Raw genomic sequence first — 18,981 nt, forward strand, 5'->3', positions numbered from 1 at the left:
CTACCTTTCCGGATTATTGTTTCTTTTTTACCTAGATTTCTTTAAAAAGCAAGATAATACTAGCTAAACAGGCTTATTTAAGCTAAAATTTTAATGGTAGCTATAATTTAAAAGGAGAGATAATAATATGAGTAAAGTACTAGTTTTTGGTCATAGAAATCCGGATACAGATGCCATCACATCTGCTATTTCATTTGCTTATCTTCAAAATCAACTGGGTTTTGAAACAGAAGCCGTTGCATTAGGAGAAGTAGGTGAGGAGACACAGTACGCTTTAGATCATTTTAAAGTTGACGCACCGCGTGTCATAAAAACAGCAGCAAACGAAACAGATAAAGTCATGCTGGTAGATCACAATGAATTCCAACAGAGTGTAGAGGATATCGCATCTGTTGAAGTTTTATCTGTCGTTGATCATCACCGTATTTCTAATTTTGAAACAGCTAATCCTTTGTATTATCGTGCAGAACCTGTAGGATGTACCAATACGATTATCGCTAAGTTATTTAAAGAAAAAGATATTGCTATTCCAAAAGAAATTGCCGGATTAATGGTATCCGCAATTATCGCTGATACATTATTATTTAAATCACCAACTTGTACCGATGAAGATATCAAGATTGCAAAAGAACTTGCAGCAATCGCTGAAGTTGACATTGATTCATATGGTCTTGAAATGTTAAAAGCTGGAACAGACTTAAGCAATAAATCAGCAGCTGAATTATTAGACATGGATGCTAAAAGTTTTCCAATGGCTGATAAAAGTGTTCGGATTGCACAAATCAATGTTGTCGACGTGAATGATGTGCTTTCTATCCAAACTGAATTAGAAAAAGCAATGTTAAACGAAAATCGTTCTAACCATTACGATTTATTCATATTGGTCGTTACAAACATTTTAGATAGCGATTCAGTGATCCTTGCTTTAGGAAATCCAATCAACGCAGTAGAAGAAGCCTTTAATATAACTTTAGAAAATAACCGTGCTTTATTAAAAGGTGTCGTTTCACGTAAGAAACAAATTGTACCGCAATTAACAGCAGTATTAACAAAATAAGATAGCAAACCTAATTCATGACAATTCAGTCATGAATTAGGTTTTTTTGTTACTAAATAAAAAAGCGACACTGAAAAGCTATTCGAATGAATTAGATTACATTAGATAAGAACTAAAAATCATTTAAAAGCAATTTAAAGACAATGAGTCACTAAAGAAATGTAACTGAGCTTAAAAGTGTCCAAAATCGACACGAAATGAGCAAAAACCCTAAATTACTACTTTATATCTACTTTGTATAATATATATTATGTAAACTAGTAAAAAGATAAAAAAGCCATAGATCTGTAACACATACTACTCCTTCTCTTTAGTTGTTAATTTAACTATTTTGACTAATTAAATTATGGTTTCAACTAAAACTCAATTACTTGATTAATATTTATTTTTTGTGATGTTCTTTGCATAAACATTACTGATATTTTCAAGCTATAGCTTATAGGATATATAATTATAAAAGAACTGTTAAATTACATTTTAATATAGCTTGTTTTCTAAGCCAACATGCTTATAGATCTATTTCTACTAATTTTCTTAATTTTTATCCGAAAAATTTATTTTTACAAACTGTATCAATTTTCAATTTAATATATTTTCTATTTTGACTCTAAATCAACTGTTAAAGCTACGTAAAGATGAAAATTTCTTCTGGAATGTACGGGTTTGCTTGTAAAGCCATGAGGACCACCTGAAGCCTGAAAAACACAGTTTTAAGGTTTTTAAGCCTCAACAGTCCGTAATCGCTGAAGCGTTAACGTTTTTTTATTCGCATTGAATCCCATGCACGGCTACAAGCAACCCTATTCCGCCAGAATTTTTGGACTAGTCATTTAATTAATTTAATAGTGTTTAGCTCTTTAAAGAATATAACTGCTGAGGAGTTATATTCTTTATTTTTGTTAGCTGCAAGATATTCAAGCACTTCTAATAGAGCTTTTTTATCCATTAATTTTACAATCGGAGATATATAAATTTATCTCCTAATAATTCCGTAAATACTTCATACATATAAAGCTGAATGGATTCTTCTTTAGCGATTAAATCGCTTGATTCCTTTATTTTTGCTAGTAAAATAATAGTATCCTCTCGAGAACTATTTTATACCTGCGATGCTATCTCCTACTATTCGACATAAAAAGAGAGGAGAGAAGGTTATTTCTCCTCTCTCCCCCTACTTTTATCTAACTTTTATGCTTGTTAATGTTATCTCCTAGAAACTCTCATACGCTTTTGAAGCTTATTGCACTAAAGCCGTGACTTCATGACCTCTTTTATTAATACAGTTCGTATACTTTATCAAACAAGTCTTTTTCGGTTTCGATTTGGCCCTTATTCCCTATTACGACCACCGTGCTCTCTTCCAATACACTGTCTAGGATCTTATTAAGCATCTGTAAGGCATTTGAATCAACCGCTAGAATCTCTTCCTTCAAATGAACCAACTCTTCACGAGTCACGCCTGTTTTTAGACGATTGAATGCGGTTAAACCTTTGCTGAAAGCTGATTTTGGCTGTTCCATGGGACTGATCGTGCCAATAATGTATTTTAATAATTCGCTGTCAGACAACTCCATTTGTGCTACATAGTTTGGCAAACCTTTATAGGTTTCTAATGTTTTACGGATATTGGGGTCACGATAAGAACTCAAGGCAAATTCACCAGTTCGTTGATGGTTATAAAGCGAACCATAAGCACCACCTTTGACACGTATCTCATTCCACAAGTAACTGTAACGAATAGTTGTTGCCAATACTTTCGCTGCGCCAGTGTAGTCAAATTTATCATTGGCATTTGAAGCAACAGCTACATAGTTCACGTCTTGAGCAGTGACATAAGCTTCATGCTGCTTCGCACCCGGATTAATGACGGCTGGTTCACCTAATTCAACACTAGGCAACTCAGAAAATGCTGCTTGTAATTTTTCTTTGACCAATACTCCTCGATCTTTCTCACCGACGTATAAAATGTTCAAACGATTTTTATTTAGCAAACCCTTTACTGTCTGCTTGATACGCTCTGTTGCCTCTTTTGACTTATTGGATTGTAAATCAGCACGAATGTCTTTCAAAAAAAGGAATTGATCCATTCCACTGATCAGTTCATTTAATTTGGCTGAAGATTTCACTTGACTCAAGGCCCGGTTTGCAGCTAGCACATGGGAACTGGAATTAATGCGTCGTTCGAAATTAGAAATCAACTGTTGCGTGATTTTCAAAATCTCATCTTTATTTTCAAATTGCGTGTGGCACAGGATTTCTTGCATTAATGAGACCAATTCCTCAAAAGAAGATTCCAAAGATTTTCCGTGTAAAACAAAATAAGGCTGCAGCTGTCCTGCTTTATCTTCATAAATATCTATCTTTCCGTAAATACCGCCTGTATACAAATCTTTTTGACGCTGCAAAGTTGCGACATCATATTTCTCAGTGGCTAGCTTCCCAAGCAGATGACTCAATAAACTCAACCACTGATATTCTTCGGCTGCAACATCTTTCAAATCAATGTACAAACTAAGATAATCAATGCCGGAAGTGAATTGTCCAGCCTGATAAAAATGAGTTCCTTCATTAAAAGGAATTTCCGTTAGTGGATACTCTTCTACCTGTGTGCTTAAATCTTCTTTCGTCAGTGTTGGAATCTTTGCTAGATCTTCCGGTTTATCCGGCGTTTCTTGACGCTTGATCAATTCTTGTGTTTGAGCTATCATTTTATCGATTTCTTCTTTTGATAGATTAGCTTTATATTCTTGCAATTGCTGATGCGATTTGGCTTCAAATTGATCGCTTTTACCCGGTTCAGCTTTTAAAATCACTGCAGTACGCAAAGGATTGTTTAATAGTTTTTCTTTGATCAGTTGCTCAAAATACCCCCTACCTGCCAATGCTGCTAATTCTTTCAAATAGCCCGAAAATTGCAAGTTCACATAGGGGCTCTTGTCATACAACCAAGATTGATAAGCATTGATGGCATAAATGACTCCACGTGGGTTGTCTTCCGAAATAGCCGCTTCTTTCGTTTGAAAAGTAATTTTATTCAACGCTGAATCAATCAGCCCTTCGTCAATCCCTTCAGTCATTAACTGTTTTAAAGTCTCTTGAACAACTTCTTTGAATCGAGTCATCTTAGAAGCATCAGAATATTTAGCAGTGATCATAAATCCCGTTGGATAGCCAAAATCAGCAACGCCACCTATTATGTCTCCACCTATATCCGCATCCAATAAAGCTTTTTTAAGCGGTGATTGATTATTGCCAAATAAAATCTCTTCCAAAACTTCTAGTCCATACATATCCAGTACATCGTTCGGTTCAGATACATGCCACCCTAAAGCCAAATAATCTTTTCCTTCAGGGTTATCTCCTGCAGTTATTGAGTAAGTATCTTCAAATACAGCATCATCAGGAACAGCTGGTTCAAAAGATAAGTCGACTTTTTCACTCTGTTTGCCTGCGCCACTGAAATAGTCCTCTAATGCAGCAAAAGTTTCTTTTTTATCAATGTCTCCATATAAGACAGTCAGAGAATTACTTGGGTGGTAATAAGTTTGATGGAACGCAACAAATTCTTCTTGCGTTAAACTAGGGATGGTTTTTGGATTTCCACCAGATTCGTGACGGTAAATACTGTTGGGGTACAACTGATGAGTCAACTGCTGTTGAACTTGTCTTTCAGGAGAGGCTGTCGCCCCTTTCATTTCATTGTAAACAACGCCTTTATAAATCAGGTCATCTTCTGCTGACTCTAAATGATGATGCCAACCTTCTTGCGCTAATATTTGTGCATTACCGTAAAAGTTCGGCTTAAACACAGCATCTAAATAAACACTCATTAAATGCATAAAGTCTTTTTTATTAGTAGAAGCAACTGGATAAATTGTCTTATCTGAAAAAGTCATTGCATTGACGAACGTATTCAATGACCCTTTGACTAATTCAACAAATGGTTCTTTTGAAGGGTATTTTTCAGATCCATTTAAAACTGAATGCTCTATGATATGAGCAATTCCGTTATCGTTATACGGAGGTGTCTTAAACCCAATCGTAAACGCCTTATTGGAATCGTCATTTGCTAGATAAAAAACCTTGGCTCCTGTCTCAACGTGTTCATAAATGGTTCCCACGGATTGAATATCCGGTAACTCTTGTGTCTCAATTTGCTTAAATACCATAGAATTCTCCTTTTCCTTATGCGTAATGACTTTATTTTACACCTTGTCCTTATAGTTTATAATACATAAAGGAACAAATGCTACTTTGATTATTTAAATACCAATTCAAAAGTCCAATGATTCAACAATAAGCGAATCTCAGCAATTGATTCTTTTACAGCTGCATCATCAGAAAATAAAGAAGTAACTGACTAGAATCAACAAAGTGCTCAATAAGGTTCCTAATAAATAGTATTCTGCAAACTGAGGATTTTCTGAAATTTTATTGTACCGAGCAATAGACTTCGCTGTCAGAACAAATCCAATAGCAGTAAATTGATTAGCATACAGCATCAGCAAAATAAAGAAACGTTCAAAAACACCAATCAACGCCCCCGCACTTGGGATACCCTCATCTACTTGATTTTCATTGGTTGGTCGATAGTGATTCAATACTTTTTTTATCGTTACACTACATGGCCGGATCATCACCAATAGAATCAGTATCCATGACAAAATATTTTTCATATCCAAATCTAAACTGCTCGACAAGGTCTCTAATCCTGGCATATATTCAATCTCTATATAAGATACTGTGATATAGACAACTGCCGCAAGTAATACAAGGATGTGTAACCCTTGGTCTACTAGAAAGATAGCCGTATCTTTCTCATTACGAATGAAAAAGCGATTCGTAAGCAAAAATTTCAGACCATCTATCATGAGATGCAGCACTGAAATCCCTATGACCACTTTCAATAAAGGCCAACTAAAAATAGGAATAATCACACCTACCATAGTGATCAAATAGATAAAACAATGGAGCACTAATTTCTTACCAGATACTTCCTTTTCTCTCGCTAACGCAGACGATTGGAAATAAAAATCTCCCAAGATATGTCCGATAAATAATACTATCCATACGACTTGATTCAACTATTCATCCTCCTCAATATCTTGAATTAAAAAGTGGCTAGCGTTTCTCAAAGCTGTTTTATAGGTATAATATTTCGCTGTATTCAGAGCTTTGTTAACGCTAGATTGGCCAATTCCTAATTCTTCAGCTGTCTTATATTGATTTTCTCCATGCGTGAAATAAGCATACATAACTTCTTTTTGTCTAGCAGACCACTTTGATTTCAAGGCTGTGGCCAGTGACAGAATAGTATTCAATAGCTGATCTGTTCGTTGATAGCCTTCTCCGGAACAAATCATCATATTGGTCTCGCTTGTGGTATATTTATTTTCATTTCCTTCAATGGTTTCAATCATTTGCCTTGCGCGGTGGTAGGCTGTGCCATCCATCTCCATAGAATTATCTCGTTGGATCGGTGTACTGATACTGCCTAAGCCAATGCCAAATCGTAATTCAATGGGAGCCATGGACAATTCGATTTCAAAAATAATGCTTAAAATCACTTGTTTATTTTTTAGTAATCCTTGGAAGCTGTCTCCTAAAGTAATAATGAAATTAGAAGCAATGTCTTCTGCATATTTCTCATTTATTATTTGCAAAATAGAATGAAATTGTTCTTGCACTTCTTTTCGATCCGCAATTTTACGAGAGTCTTTAATATCCCCTATAATGGCTGCATATGGAGTCCCTACAGTTTGTCTGGTCATCTGATCACCTCTTTCTTTGATTATACCATAAGATTCACCTTAAAGTGAATCTTTATATAAAATTCATCTAAGAATGAATCTTTAAAGGGAACATCATTCAATAGTGCTAAATCGTTCTATGTAGTTAACATAAATAAATTATGGTTAACTACATAGAACTGTAAAAAAATTCCGATCCCTTAACTCTTCTTATTATTAACTGATAAAAGTGGCTACTTTCTTAAAAAAGCTCTAATCCATTACTTTTTTTCGTAAATACTGTAAAGTTTATATCGTTGATGAACTGACTATTATTCAATATGATGTAGAGGTTTCGGTGACCAAGAGTAAGATTTTCTGAAAGGAATTAATATAGAATTAGTGTAACTAATGAAAAAACCAAAATAATTATTTTGGTTTTAAAGTATTTTTTGCTATTTTTTTAATTTAGAACAAACTGTAGTTATGAATCATTTTTAGAATTTTTTCGCTTGATCAACCTTTTAAATTTACTTAAAAAATAATCTTTTTTTGAATCGTCTAATTCTAAATTTTCTTTTGGTAAGTCAGTTGTTATATCAATTTTTTTATCGATTTTAGAACCTTTTTTTAACCGTTCTTGAAATTTTTCTCTCATTAAAATTTCAATGTTTTTGAGATCTGGATATTTTCCATCTTTTTCTCCAGCAGCTATAATGGTCAACACCTCAATATAGCTCATAGAAAGAGCGGTTGTAATGATTGCAGCTGTTGAACCACTAATGAATCCTCCAACGACTGTACCTGCACCAGGTATCATTTTTATAACATTAGAAACGATATACCTTCCGGCAAAGGTCGCTCCGCCAGTCCCACCTATTGCTGCTACAAGACTTGCAATGGTTGATTTATCCATTGAAATACCAAATATTGCTGTGATATGAGCCAATAAAGTTACTTGCATAGGTACAAGAACGGATGCATCAGAAAAAGGTATTGGTAAAAAACCAACTCCAAATGATGTTCCAATGTATCTTAACGCCCAACTGCGCGCGGAATTAGCTTTGCGAGCTATATCTACTTGTTGGGCATTGTTAAAAGCTTTTTTTACCTCTTCCGGTATAATTTCAAAGCTTAATTCAATCAATTCTTTTAAGCCAAATGATGAAACTGAAAAATCTTCCGTTACTTTAAAATCTTCAGCCATAACAGCTACCACACCATAAATCGGCAAATTCAAATTTTCAATGTACTCTTTAAACAATGTTGCAGATTCACCAATAGACTGAGTTAAAACAATAACTACTGGAATTTTCCCACTCAATTCACTGATTAATTCAAGTTCTGTAGGCTCTATACGAGAGGAATTTGCATTAATGCAATAATAAGCAATATGGATTTCTTCCTTAATACCTGATTTCTTCTTTTCTTTAATAGTATCAAAAACCTCGTCTTTTATTTCTTTTTGTACTTCTAGACTCAATTCTAACCCTCTAGTATCATACAAAACCATTGGGATTCCTTCTTTAGAAATACGTCTTAAATGCTTCGTTATAGGTCTTCCAATACCTGTTAAAGCTAGATTTTCTCTGAAGACATTATTGATTAATGTACTCTTCCCTACTCCTGTCTTCCCGATTACCAACACGTTAACGGGGCTCATCTTTTTTAGCTCTTCTTCGGTTTTGTTTAAAATATCTTGAACCATATTGAAATTTTTATCTAAATTCTTCATAATAACCCTCCGTTTATTTAAAAAAAGCAAACACATTCTTTTAGTCTATACTTGATTTTACCATTATCTCTATCTTGAAGAAATAAATATGTGCCTACAAATCATTATCAACTAAAAAACCTAACTGTAATAGAGCCACAGTTAGGTTTTTTAATTTTTTATCGTTTATCATTTTCTTTTAATTGTTCTACTTTCGCTGGCTGCCATCCTTCACCGTCTATCCAGTTCAAGTATACGCGGTACGTTTTTGTTTGGTCACTATCTGAGACAGTTGCTACTACCTGCCCTTCCCCGCCATTTCCAACCCACCATTCAGTCATATCTGATTCATTTAAGCCAGTTGCAACTGCTGCAGCTTTTTTGATTTCGATACGGTCTTGAGAACCTTCGTTAAAATTAGTTGTATGTTCTCCTTCTTGTTCCGTTTCTACTGGTTTCCAATCCTCTGTATATGCTTCTGCTACATTATCATCGGTCGGTTCAGCTTCTTCTTTCTCATCAGATTCAGATTCTTCACTTTCCTCTGACTCCGCTGATTCACTTGCTACTGATTCAGAACTGCTCTCAGAACTGCTCTCAGAACTACTTTCAGAGCTTTGTGCTTCACTTTGAGTTGAATCATTACTATCTTCTATGACTACACTTGAACTCTCAGTTATTCCTTCTTGCTGACTATCTCCTCCACTAAAAAGTGACATTATCAACAATATAACAACGATTAAGGCCGCAATCACTACTGCAAAAGTCAATATTTTTACCGTTTTTCTTTCTTTATCATATTTATTTGAACGAGTATTCTTTTTATTATCTTTAGAATTTTTCATGTTGAGTCCCCAATCTTCTTAAATAATTTTCATTCTGTTTTCAGTATTTCTAAAAACTACTTAAATTAGTATACCATTGAAATGGATTAAATACGTTAAACTAGTATTACCATTCTATTTCGTTTCTAAGTTTCTTTGTCTTTAACTGTTATTTTTGTTCGAAAAGGATTCTTAAAGAGCGTTTTTTTATTGGGAAATAGCGTTAGACCTATTAAACTATGAATGAAAAGAGAGATATGCGTCAACTTATCTTTCTTTTAGATAAAACCGTTAAAGACGGCAGCAACTATAGAACATAATACAGAAGAAATCGTCCTACTCGCTAAAGCTTAGATGGTTACCTTTTTTTGTCTGACGAGATTTTTTAAAACAAGAACTGTAAAAGCTTACGCGACAATCAAATTATCATAACTACTCATAGGATTTTCTTTCTTAGGGAATCCCATACAAAAACAGCGGCATTACTCTGTTTTAAATATGTTGAGCAAAGACGATATTTAATTCCATATAGTCAATACATGGAATTACTTAGAACTATGTATCTATATTTTTATGATACATTTCAAACGTATTGACAATCAATCACTTTACATTGATTGTACTAAGAAATAGTGGGAAAATAAATATGAAATTCACAGATCATTTTTATATTATGGCCTTTGTGGCTAACTTTATTTTTATAATGCAACTAAAAAATAAGCCATAAAACCAGGATGCTTTACTCTAATAAAGTGGCAAACCAATTTTTATAGCTTTTTTATAGGATTATATAATTTTTGGTATGGAAATATAAATTAATTAAATGACTCACCCATAAATTCTGGCGGAATAGGGTTGCTTGTAGCCGTGCATTGGATTCAATGAGAATTACAAACCGTTGGCGTTTTAGCGCGATTACGACTTGCTTGGAGAGCGTTTGACTAAAAACGTTCAGACCCGAAATCTTCTAACGCATACCTTAGCTCTAATGTGGCTAAAGCCACTAGAGCTAGGGCAACTGGAACGAATAAGCACAAGATGGTCACTGACCACCTTGCGAAAGCATGTAGGCTACGCCTACGTGTATCATGCCTGTGCGTAGCTGAAGCAACTACAGTCATGACACAGTGGACGTTGGTCTGCTTTTTGGAACACGTTTTAGAATGACACTCACAGGCGTTCCTATGGCTCCAGAAGCAAACCCGTCTATTACAGAAGAAAATTTGTTTTATTCATTAGTTCTAAATTTTTTCAACGAGCGTGCGATAATGGGTGCAATAATAGCAGCTGCTATTGCTTCACCCACACCGTTTGTTAATACAACTGTTGCTAATACTCCTAAAAGATTCGAGTAATCAACTTCTAAAAGTGAAGCATAGGTTTCACCATAGATCACATAAATCAAACCTAAAACGGTAACTGTGTTCGTTAATGAGGCTAAAACCGAAGAAACAATCATTGCTGTTGAATCTTTTGAAAATCTTTTTTTACATACATTATACGCATATCCAGCCACAAATCCCACAAGGATTCGAGGAATAACTGCAATAATTGGATTTCTCCATAAAAAATAATCAAATGGCGAAGCAGGCATTGTAAAGGCCTTGATCATCCGTGTTACCCCCCAAACAGATCCAATAATCATGCCATCTTTTGTTCCAAGCGTAATAGAAACCACAATAACAGTGATATGAATGATTGTAGGATTTAAAGGAGGGATAGGAATATATCCCAGTAGTGGAACGAAATTTTGAATAATAACAATAGCTGTAAGAATACCTAAAATAGCGGTTCTATAAGCGCTTCTATTTTTTTTGTACACCGTATCCCTTCTTTCTATAAAAATTTACTTCTTTTGTATCCATTGTTATTTTACATTATTCTGTTAAGAATATCATTATAAATTTCTTTGCTTTCAAGTCCATTAACGCACTAAAAGGCATACGTCTATTTTCAGAATCCTATCTATTTTTTTACAGTCCAGTAGAATAGGTTGCCTAATAAATAAATTCATCTAAGCATAAAAAAACTCAAGGTAGTGAACTTCAAAAATGAGGTTTCACACAAATTTTTGAAGTCTATCCATCCTTAAGCATTTTCTCTTATTAGTATAGAAATACGCTAAAGTCCAACTTGATTTTTACTCGCCTACGTTAAAAGCTGGCTCTAAGTGACCGGTTTCTGAGAGTTCATCCAAGTAATCATGCACTTCTGGAGAAGTAAAAGCTTTAAGTAAAGCTTGAATTTCAGCTGAATCTTGGTTATCTTCTCGTGTAATCAATTGTAAAGCAAAAGTAAGGTCTTCGTCATCTTCTAATATCAATGCATCTTCCGTTGTTAACCCAATACTGTCAATGTAGGTAGGATAATTAAAAACTAATTCTACTCCATCTTCATAAGCACCAGTTAAATTCAATAGGTCAATGTGTGTAAATGTAAAATTATGAGGGTTTTCTGTTACATCATCTGCAGTTACTTCATATTTATTTACTTCTGGATCCAATGTTAGCAATTCATAATCTTCTAGTATCGCCAAAGCTCGTGCTTCATTAGAAGAGTCGCTAGGAAGAGCAACTTCTGCGCCATCTTCAATTTCCTCAACGGAATCATAAACAGGTGAATAAAAACCGACAATCGGATTATAAATAGTTTGAAGTGCCACTAAATCACCTTCACGCTCTTGATTGAATTTTTCCATAAATGGTTCATGTTGGGCAAAGTTGGCATCTACTTCATCATTCAAAAGGGCCTCATTGTATTGGATATTATCTGATACTTCCACTAACTCCACTTTATACGGTTCTTCAATAACATCTCCAGCAATCTCAACAATATCAGTCATCGGTGGCAAATGTGAAGCAACCTTGATCACAATCTCTTCTTGATCAGTTGATCCTTCACTTGAAGCGACTTCAGTTGACTCATCTGAATCTCCTGTACCACACGCTGCTAATAATAATGCTAAACTGCTTAAAACTAATCCTTTTTTTATCATAATAAACTCTCTCCTTTAAAATATGAATTTTACTATCGTTTATCTATTTTTCGAGCGATTTGTAGTCCTAACCACTGTACAAAGACTACGAAAATAATAATAATAACAATTGCCGTATACATAATATCTGTTTCATACCGTTGGTAACCATAGCGAATCGCAAAATCTCCAATTCCACCACCGCCAATTACTCCCATAATAGTAGAGTACGAAATGAAACTAACAAAAGCAGTCGTAAAGCCGATCAATAAAGAACTTCTTGCTTCCACATATAAAAATTTCCATACTAGTTGAGGAATAGTGGCTCCCATTGACTGAGCCGTTTCTATTACGCCCTTAGGTACGTCAATCAATGACTGCTCAACAAAACGCGCGTATAAAACAATGGCAATAAGCATCATTGGAAATGAAGCAGCAATTGGGTCACCTGTTGCACGTCCGTAAAGATACCGGATGGCGGGCTGCATAGCTATCACCAATAGTAAAAAAGGAAAAGAACGAATGATATTGACAAAGACATTTGCTAAGCGATATAAGACCTTATTTTCCATTGGTTTACCTTTTGCGGTCAAAAAAAGTAAAGTTCCCAATGGCAGTCCTAAAATAATAGCCGCAACCATTGCAAAGCCCATCATGATACCTGTTTCATAAAGACTTTCAATCAAATTTGGCGCATAATCAATGACACGCTCAGTATAAATTTCAAACGTATTAGACATCTCCTAACACCTCCAATGCCCGTTGGTGATACGATTGGAATTCTTTTTGATTTATTTTTTGCTTCACTTGAATCGTATCGATTAGTTTTCCCTCTTCAATCACCGCAGCACGAGTACATAATTCTTTTATAACTTCTAGCTCATGTGTCACGATCACTACGGTCATCCCGAATTGTTGATGAGCTTTTTTCAAAACATCGACAATTTCTTTCGTTGTGCCTTGGTCTAATGCAGATGTTGGTTCATCACATAATAGAATGGTTGGACGGGTAATCAATGCACGAGCAATACCGACGCGCTGTTTTTGCCCACCAGACAGCTCAGCAGGATAACTGTGCCGCTTATCTTTCAAACCAACAAAATCCAAAACTTTTTCCATTGGTAAAGTATGCTCATACTCATACATTTCCAATGGCAAATGAATATTTTCTTCCACTGTTTTATTGCTAAGCAAATTAAATTGTTGGAAAATCATGCTGATTTTTTTTTGATGCAGTCGCAATTCTTTTTTTGTCAATTGTTGGACGTCCACACCATCAACGAGTACTTGCCCACCATCAGGTTTTTCTAAAGCATTAATAAAACGTAGTAAAGTTGATTTTCCAGCCCCACTCTCCCCAATTATTCCAAATAATTCATTTTTTTCAATAGACAAACTAATATCATCCACCGCTTTGAATTGGCCATTTTGCCCATTAAATTTTTTTGAAATACCTTTTAGCTCAATCAAATAAGGACACCACCTCTTGTTTTTAACCTAGTTACATTTACTAAAATAAAACGCTTAAAAACATTTCTTTCCTAAACATAGAACTTAACAGAAACGTGTACTTTCTTTCACACAAATCATAGTATAGATATTTTCAAAAATAGAAGCAATGAAACGTTGAATTCTACAGCGAATTTTAAAAAATCTATTAATTAAAAGTATGAGTAAAACGTTGGCTTAATAAGGTTTTTTTTTTTTTAACCCATTTTTTAAAAGACAATATTGTTTTTATTGGTTCGCTTTATTCATTTTATCCATTTGTTTTCTAAAATTCCCGAAAAAAAAAGACCAGAAACGATTCCTAGTCTTTTGCACTCAATACGAGAACTCATTTATTCAAATGAAGCGATGTATTGTTTCATGTATTCTGGAAGGTCAGGAGGTCTGCGACTTGAAATGATGTGACCATCTGTAATAGCAGGAACGTCATGCCAAATTGCACCTGCATTCGTCATGTCATCTTTTATTCCTGGAGTACTCGTAACATTTATTCCCTTAAGGATCCCTGCTGAGATCAATACCCAACCAGCATGACAGATTTGTCCGATAGGTTTCTTTTGTTGGTCAAAATATTGGACAAATTCAATAACTTTAGGAAAGCGTCTTAATTTATCAGGAGACCAACCTCCAGGAACTAAAATACCATCGTAATCTTCTTTAGTGATTTCTTCAAAACTATAGTCAGACGTTACTGGTACACCGTACTTCCCATGATAAACAGTATCTTTCTTTTCGGCTACTAGATGTACCGTCGCTCCAGCTTCTCTTAAGCGCAAAACAGGGTACCATAGTTCTAAATCTTCAAAGTCATCACTGACTAAAGCAATCAGTTTCTTGTTTTCTACAGACACAATCTATTCCTCCTTTAAATTTTCACGTTAAACATAAGTGTAGTCTATCAATTCTGCCTATGAAGCGCAACTAATGAGCACCTTAAATATGTTCTTCGATAAACTCTTCCGTCAACTCACGAACCGGTTCGCTACCATAATCATTGATGAAATCTTCTAGAATCCCTAAAAAAACGCTCCCTTTTTTAGCTGTTCCATCACTCTCATCTTCAAAAAAACGAATAAAGTAATTTTGATAGTTTTTGTAACCATCTACAAAACCGAGACTTTTTATAAATCGATTTTCTTCTACTTCAGCTTCTAATTGGATATCTTGCTCTTTTAATTCTTCACTCTGATTAATGACAAGCTCTATTAAATCTTCCTTTGATAAAGCATTAAGTGTTTTTGGATCCATTTATTCGTCCCCTTTCTTATTCATTCTTTTGTAATTGTAAGTGCTTTTTAAGTAATTGTAAACTTCTGCTACTCTACTACTTGAAAAGACTGGATACTTCTATTCACTCTCCCCATTAGTACAAGTAAAAGTTGTTTTTCATCAGCTGGCCAACTTTTCAAAATTAGACTATAGGATTTTTCAAACTCAAATGAATATGCAAGAATAAGTTTTCGTGATTCAGTAGTTAGAGAAAGATACATATATCGTTTGTCAGTTCCAGGTTCTTTCGTTATAAAACCCTTTTTTTCTAAATTTTTAACTTGTCTACTTAGAGTAGATTTATCTAAATCGGATTGATCCGACAATTCATTTAGAGATATTTTTTCATCATTAATAACCGACATAATTGAAAAACCTGATTTAGTAATCTTATATTTGGCGAGCAATTGTTTTTCTAACCTCAGATAATTTTGATTAAATTCGATAAACCGTTCGATCAACGAGTGTATGGGTATTTCTGGCTGGTTTTCCATCAGAATCCTCCTATATCAGTGTAGTTGTATAATACAATTGATTTATATGTATTATACAACTATAGCCTTTAAATGTCGATTGAAAATAAAAAACCCAAGAATATATCTCGGGTTTTTTTTGGAAAGATAAAAACGGATTTATACTTTCAGTGTAACTGATTAAATCACTCACTAAAAATTTCTAGCAGAATAGAGTTGCTTGTAACCATGTAGAGGATTCAATGAGAATTACAAAACGATAGCTTTTAAACGATTACGCTGTGTTTGGAGCTTGAAAGACTTTCTCTTTTAAGGCCTAAGGTGTTCCCATGGCTCACTACAAGCAAATCCACTCATTCCAAAAGAATTTTTTAAAAAGATAAACACTAATTTAGCGGCTTAATAAAAGTTCATCTGGCAATTGGCCAGACCCATCTTTTTTGTCTGTTGCCGTTTGAAAAAGAACCAACACATCCGAAACAGTTAAGTTTGCTTTTTCCTCACCAGATAAATCTACAATGACTTGACCGCCATCTAACATGATCAATCGATTGCCATAATTTAAAGCATCATTCATATTGTGAGTGATCATTAAAACGGTTAATTCTTCTTGCTCGATTCGCTTTTGAGTGAGCTGTAAAACAATTTTAGCTGTTTTAGGATCCAATGCTGCCGTGTGTTCATCTAATAATAAAAGTTCCGGTTTGTTCATAGTAGCCATCAAAAGAGCAATAGCTTGTCGTTGTCCACCCGATAATAATCCCATTTCACTATCTAACCTGTTTTCTAGACCTAAACCTAATTCAAACAAACTACTTTTAAAGAATTCGCGTTCTTTATCGGTTGTACCTTTTCGTAAAGACCGCTTCTTGCCTCTGCGATAAGCAATAGCTAAGTTTTCGCCTACAGTCATTCGAGGTGCAGTTCCCATTACGGGATCTTGGAAGACACGTCCAATAAATCCGGCCCGTTTTTCTTCTTTCAAAGTGGTCAAGTCTCTTTCCCCAAGCATGATCGTTCCTTGATCAATCATGAAATTCCCTGCTATACTATTCAACAAAGTCGATTTACCAGCTCCATTGCCTCCAATAATAGTAATAAAGTCCCCTTTTTTTACTTCTAAGTCTAGTTGGTTTAATACCGTATTCTGGTTGGCTGTCCCTTTATTAAACTGTTTAACGATTCCTTTTAAAGTTAAGACGGGTGCAATACTCATGTTACAACAACTCCTTTTTTTGGAAGAAATTTAGATTAAACCGATTACGTATGCTTGGCAATGCAAGACATAAAGCTAATATAACGGCTGAAATGATTTTCAGGTCATTTGGTTGTAGGCCGATCAATAACACAAACATGATAATGAAGCGATAAATAATGGCTCCTAAGATAACACATATGAGGCGATTAACAAAAGATAAGTTGCCAAAAATAACTTCTCCGATGATTACTGATGCTAAACCGATAACGATCGTACCTATTCCCATACTGATATCAGCATAACCATTATCTTGTGCGATCAACGCACCAGCAGCGGAAATAAGTCCATTTGAAAGCATAAGACCTAGCATTTTTGTTTGATTTGTTGATATTCCTAACGAGCGTGCCATTTTTTCGTTATCTCCAGTAGCAATAACGGCTTGACCAAGTTCTGTTTTAAAGAATAAGACAAGTAAAGTAATCATAATAACTACCAGAATAATTCCCATAAAGATCGTATCAAATTGGCCTGGTAAGTTAAATCGAGTGAAAAAATCTGTTAACTTTTCTGTTCCAAGTAAACTTAAATTTGCACGACCCATTATCCGTAAATTAATTGAATACAATCCAGTCATAGTCAAAATTCCAGCTAGTAAGCCAGGAATATGGGCTTTCGTAATTAAAAATCCAGTAACCGCCCCAGCCAAAGTTCCTGTTAAAAATGCAATGGCCGTCGCCGCTAAAGGATGAACACCTGAAATGATAAGTTGAGCACATACAGCGGCTCCTAAAGGAAAAGAACCTTCTGCGGTCATGTCTGGTAGATCTAAAATACGATAGGTAATAAAAATACCTAAAGCCATCATTCCCCATAATAACCCTTGTGCTGTTGCAGTAACAATTAAATCCATTTGACTTCCTCCACCCTCGCTAATTAATCTGTCTATTTTGCTTGTTCTAGTAATTGAGTTGGAATAGTAATACCAAGCTCGCTGGCTTTCTCCTCGTTTATAATAATCTCACCTTGATCAAGGTAACGAATAGGTGTCGTTGCCGGATCTGAGTCGCCATCTAAGATTGCCGCAACCATTTCCCCAGTCAAACGTCCTAATGCATATTGATCTAATCCCACAGTAGCTAATCCGCCTTCTTCAACCATCGTATCTACAGCTGGAAAAATAGGGATACCATTTTGATCAGAAGCTGAAACGAGTGTGTTCATTGCACTGGCTATCGTATTATCTGTCGGTACCCAAATGGCATCTACTTGCGAAGCCAATGTAGCTCCAACTTGTGAGACATCATTTGTTGATGAAACAGTCATTACTTCGGTTTTGAGTCCCATTTCTTTCGCAATCTCAATCGCTTGATCTGCTTGAACGATTGAATTATCTTCGCTAGAAGAATATAAGATACCGATTGTTTGAGCTTCGGGAAGAATTTCTGTAATCAATGAAAATTGTTCTTCGATTGGTGTCAAGTCACTCACACCCGTTATATTCCCTCCAGGGGCATCATTATTAGCAACTAATCCTGAACCTTCAGGGTCAGTGACCGCTCCTAATACAATCGGTATCTCTTGTGAGCTGTTCGCTAATGCTTGTGCAGAAGGAGTTGCAATACCGACCATAACAGCTGCCCCTCTGCTGACGAAACGAGTACTCATTGAATTCAAATTACTTTGATCTCCTTGAGCATTTTGAAAATCTAATGTCATTGTTTCTCCGTCAATATATCCGGCATCATTTAGTGCATCTACCGTTCCTTGATAGATCAGATCTAATGCTGGGTGACTAGTGAGTTGTAAAATACCAACTATTGGTTTATCCATTTCCGTCGTTTCTAGTTCATTTGAAGAAGTAAAGAAGGCAATCGTTAAAAGTGCTGTCAAGCCAATAATGAACCCAATCATTTTTTTCATTTCTTTTTATCCCCCAGTAATTATTGATTTCCGTTTGTTTTTTTCAATACAATCGCCATCGCTTCTTTTCCATTTTCTACACCTCTTAAATTAGATTAATAAAAAACAACTGCCACAAAAGATACGTGGAAGTTGTTTTTTGCAAAACAAAATCCACATAGAAATAGAATGAACTATTCTCTCTATGTGGATCAGAAGTCTAATTTATCTTCAAATAAACCAACATAGATACATACATTCAGTATACTGAAGGTTGCATCTATGAGCGTTCTCATGGATCAACCTATCTATCTTGGCTTTGCCAACTGCTATTC

The 18,981-nt window shown here is 35.1% G+C and carries 16 protein-coding genes; 1 reads left to right on the forward strand and 15 read right to left on the reverse strand.

The genetic code is table 11. The annotated features are described in order from the left end of the window. Positions 1-127 precede the first annotated feature (127 nt). On the forward strand, positions 128-1,057 hold the full coding sequence (locus tag BP17_RS06335; protein WP_035052678.1) for a manganese-dependent inorganic pyrophosphatase: 930 nt from the start codon (positions 128-130) through the stop codon (positions 1,055-1,057). A gap of 1,274 nt (positions 1,058-2,331) precedes the next feature. Here BP17_RS06335 and BP17_RS06340 read toward each other — a convergent pair. The 15 genes from BP17_RS06340 to trpX form a co-directional block, all read right to left on the reverse strand. Beyond that, a complete protein-coding gene (locus tag BP17_RS06340; protein WP_035052680.1) occupies positions 2,332-5,226 on the reverse strand; it encodes an insulinase family protein in 2,895 nt (964 codons plus the stop codon). 168 nt (positions 5,227-5,394) lie between these two features. Beyond that, positions 5,395-6,141 carry a DUF3307 domain-containing protein gene (locus BP17_RS06345; protein ID WP_035052682.1) on the reverse strand — a complete coding sequence of 249 codons (747 nt, stop codon included), beginning with the start codon at positions 6,139-6,141 and terminating at the stop codon, positions 5,395-5,397. Continuing rightward, entirely contained in the window at positions 6,142-6,828 is a 687-nt protein-coding gene (locus BP17_RS06350; protein WP_035052683.1) for a SatD family protein, read from the reverse strand. It lies immediately after the preceding gene. Between the two features lie 442 nt (positions 6,829-7,270). After that, complete coding sequence (locus BP17_RS06355; RefSeq protein ID WP_035052685.1) at positions 7,271-8,521, reverse strand: GTPase; 1,251 nt, start codon at positions 8,519-8,521, stop codon at positions 7,271-7,273. A gap of 158 nt (positions 8,522-8,679) precedes the next feature. Continuing rightward, entirely contained in the window at positions 8,680-9,345 is a 666-nt protein-coding gene (locus BP17_RS06360; protein ID WP_035052689.1) for a YrrS family protein, read from the reverse strand. 1,207 nt (positions 9,346-10,552) lie between these two features. After that, on the reverse strand, positions 10,553-11,146 hold the full coding sequence (locus tag BP17_RS06365; protein ID WP_035052691.1) for an ECF transporter S component: 594 nt from the start codon (positions 11,144-11,146) through the stop codon (positions 10,553-10,555). 318 nt (positions 11,147-11,464) lie between these two features. Next, positions 11,465-12,319 (reverse strand): MetQ/NlpA family ABC transporter substrate-binding protein, encoded by an 855-nt coding sequence (locus BP17_RS06370; protein ID WP_198022516.1) that lies wholly within the window; start codon positions 12,317-12,319, stop codon positions 11,465-11,467. Between the two features lie 32 nt (positions 12,320-12,351). Beyond that, on the reverse strand, positions 12,352-13,038 hold the full coding sequence (locus tag BP17_RS06375) for a methionine ABC transporter permease (protein ID WP_035052694.1): 687 nt from the start codon (positions 13,036-13,038) through the stop codon (positions 12,352-12,354). Further along, the gene (locus BP17_RS06380) at positions 13,031-13,768 is read right to left on the reverse strand and encodes a methionine ABC transporter ATP-binding protein (protein ID WP_035052696.1); all 738 of its coding nucleotides are present in this window, start codon (positions 13,766-13,768) and stop codon (positions 13,031-13,033) included. Before BP17_RS06380 ends, BP17_RS06375 begins: the two co-directional genes overlap by 8 nt. A 371-nt stretch (positions 13,769-14,139) precedes the next feature. Next, positions 14,140-14,658, reverse strand: a complete 519-nt coding sequence (locus BP17_RS06385) for a type 1 glutamine amidotransferase domain-containing protein (RefSeq protein ID WP_035052698.1) — start codon at positions 14,656-14,658, stop codon at positions 14,140-14,142. An 82-nt stretch (positions 14,659-14,740) separates the two neighbouring features. Beyond that, a complete protein-coding gene (locus tag BP17_RS06390) occupies positions 14,741-15,055 on the reverse strand; it encodes a hypothetical protein (RefSeq protein WP_035052700.1) in 315 nt (104 codons plus the stop codon). A gap of 68 nt (positions 15,056-15,123) precedes the next feature. Then, a complete protein-coding gene (locus BP17_RS06395) occupies positions 15,124-15,570 on the reverse strand; it encodes a MarR family winged helix-turn-helix transcriptional regulator (protein ID WP_035052702.1) in 447 nt (148 codons plus the stop codon). A gap of 370 nt (positions 15,571-15,940) precedes the next feature. Continuing rightward, positions 15,941-16,759, reverse strand: coding sequence for an ABC transporter ATP-binding protein (locus tag BP17_RS06400; protein ID WP_198022553.1), 819 nt, complete (start codon positions 16,757-16,759; stop codon positions 15,941-15,943). A 7-nt stretch (positions 16,760-16,766) separates the two neighbouring features. After that, positions 16,767-17,657: an ABC transporter permease gene (locus BP17_RS06405; RefSeq protein ID WP_035052706.1), complete on the reverse strand. Its 891-nt coding sequence runs from the start codon at positions 17,655-17,657 to the stop codon at positions 16,767-16,769. Between the two features lie 32 nt (positions 17,658-17,689). Next, positions 17,690-18,667, reverse strand: a complete 978-nt coding sequence (gene trpX / locus BP17_RS06410) for a tryptophan ABC transporter substrate-binding protein (protein ID WP_035052708.1) — start codon at positions 18,665-18,667, stop codon at positions 17,690-17,692. Positions 18,668-18,981: the final 314 nt, after the last annotated feature.

This window comes from Carnobacterium pleistocenium FTR1 (assembly GCF_000744285.1).
Taxonomy (GTDB): Bacteria; Bacillota; Bacilli; order Lactobacillales; family Carnobacteriaceae; genus Carnobacterium_B; species Carnobacterium_B pleistocenium.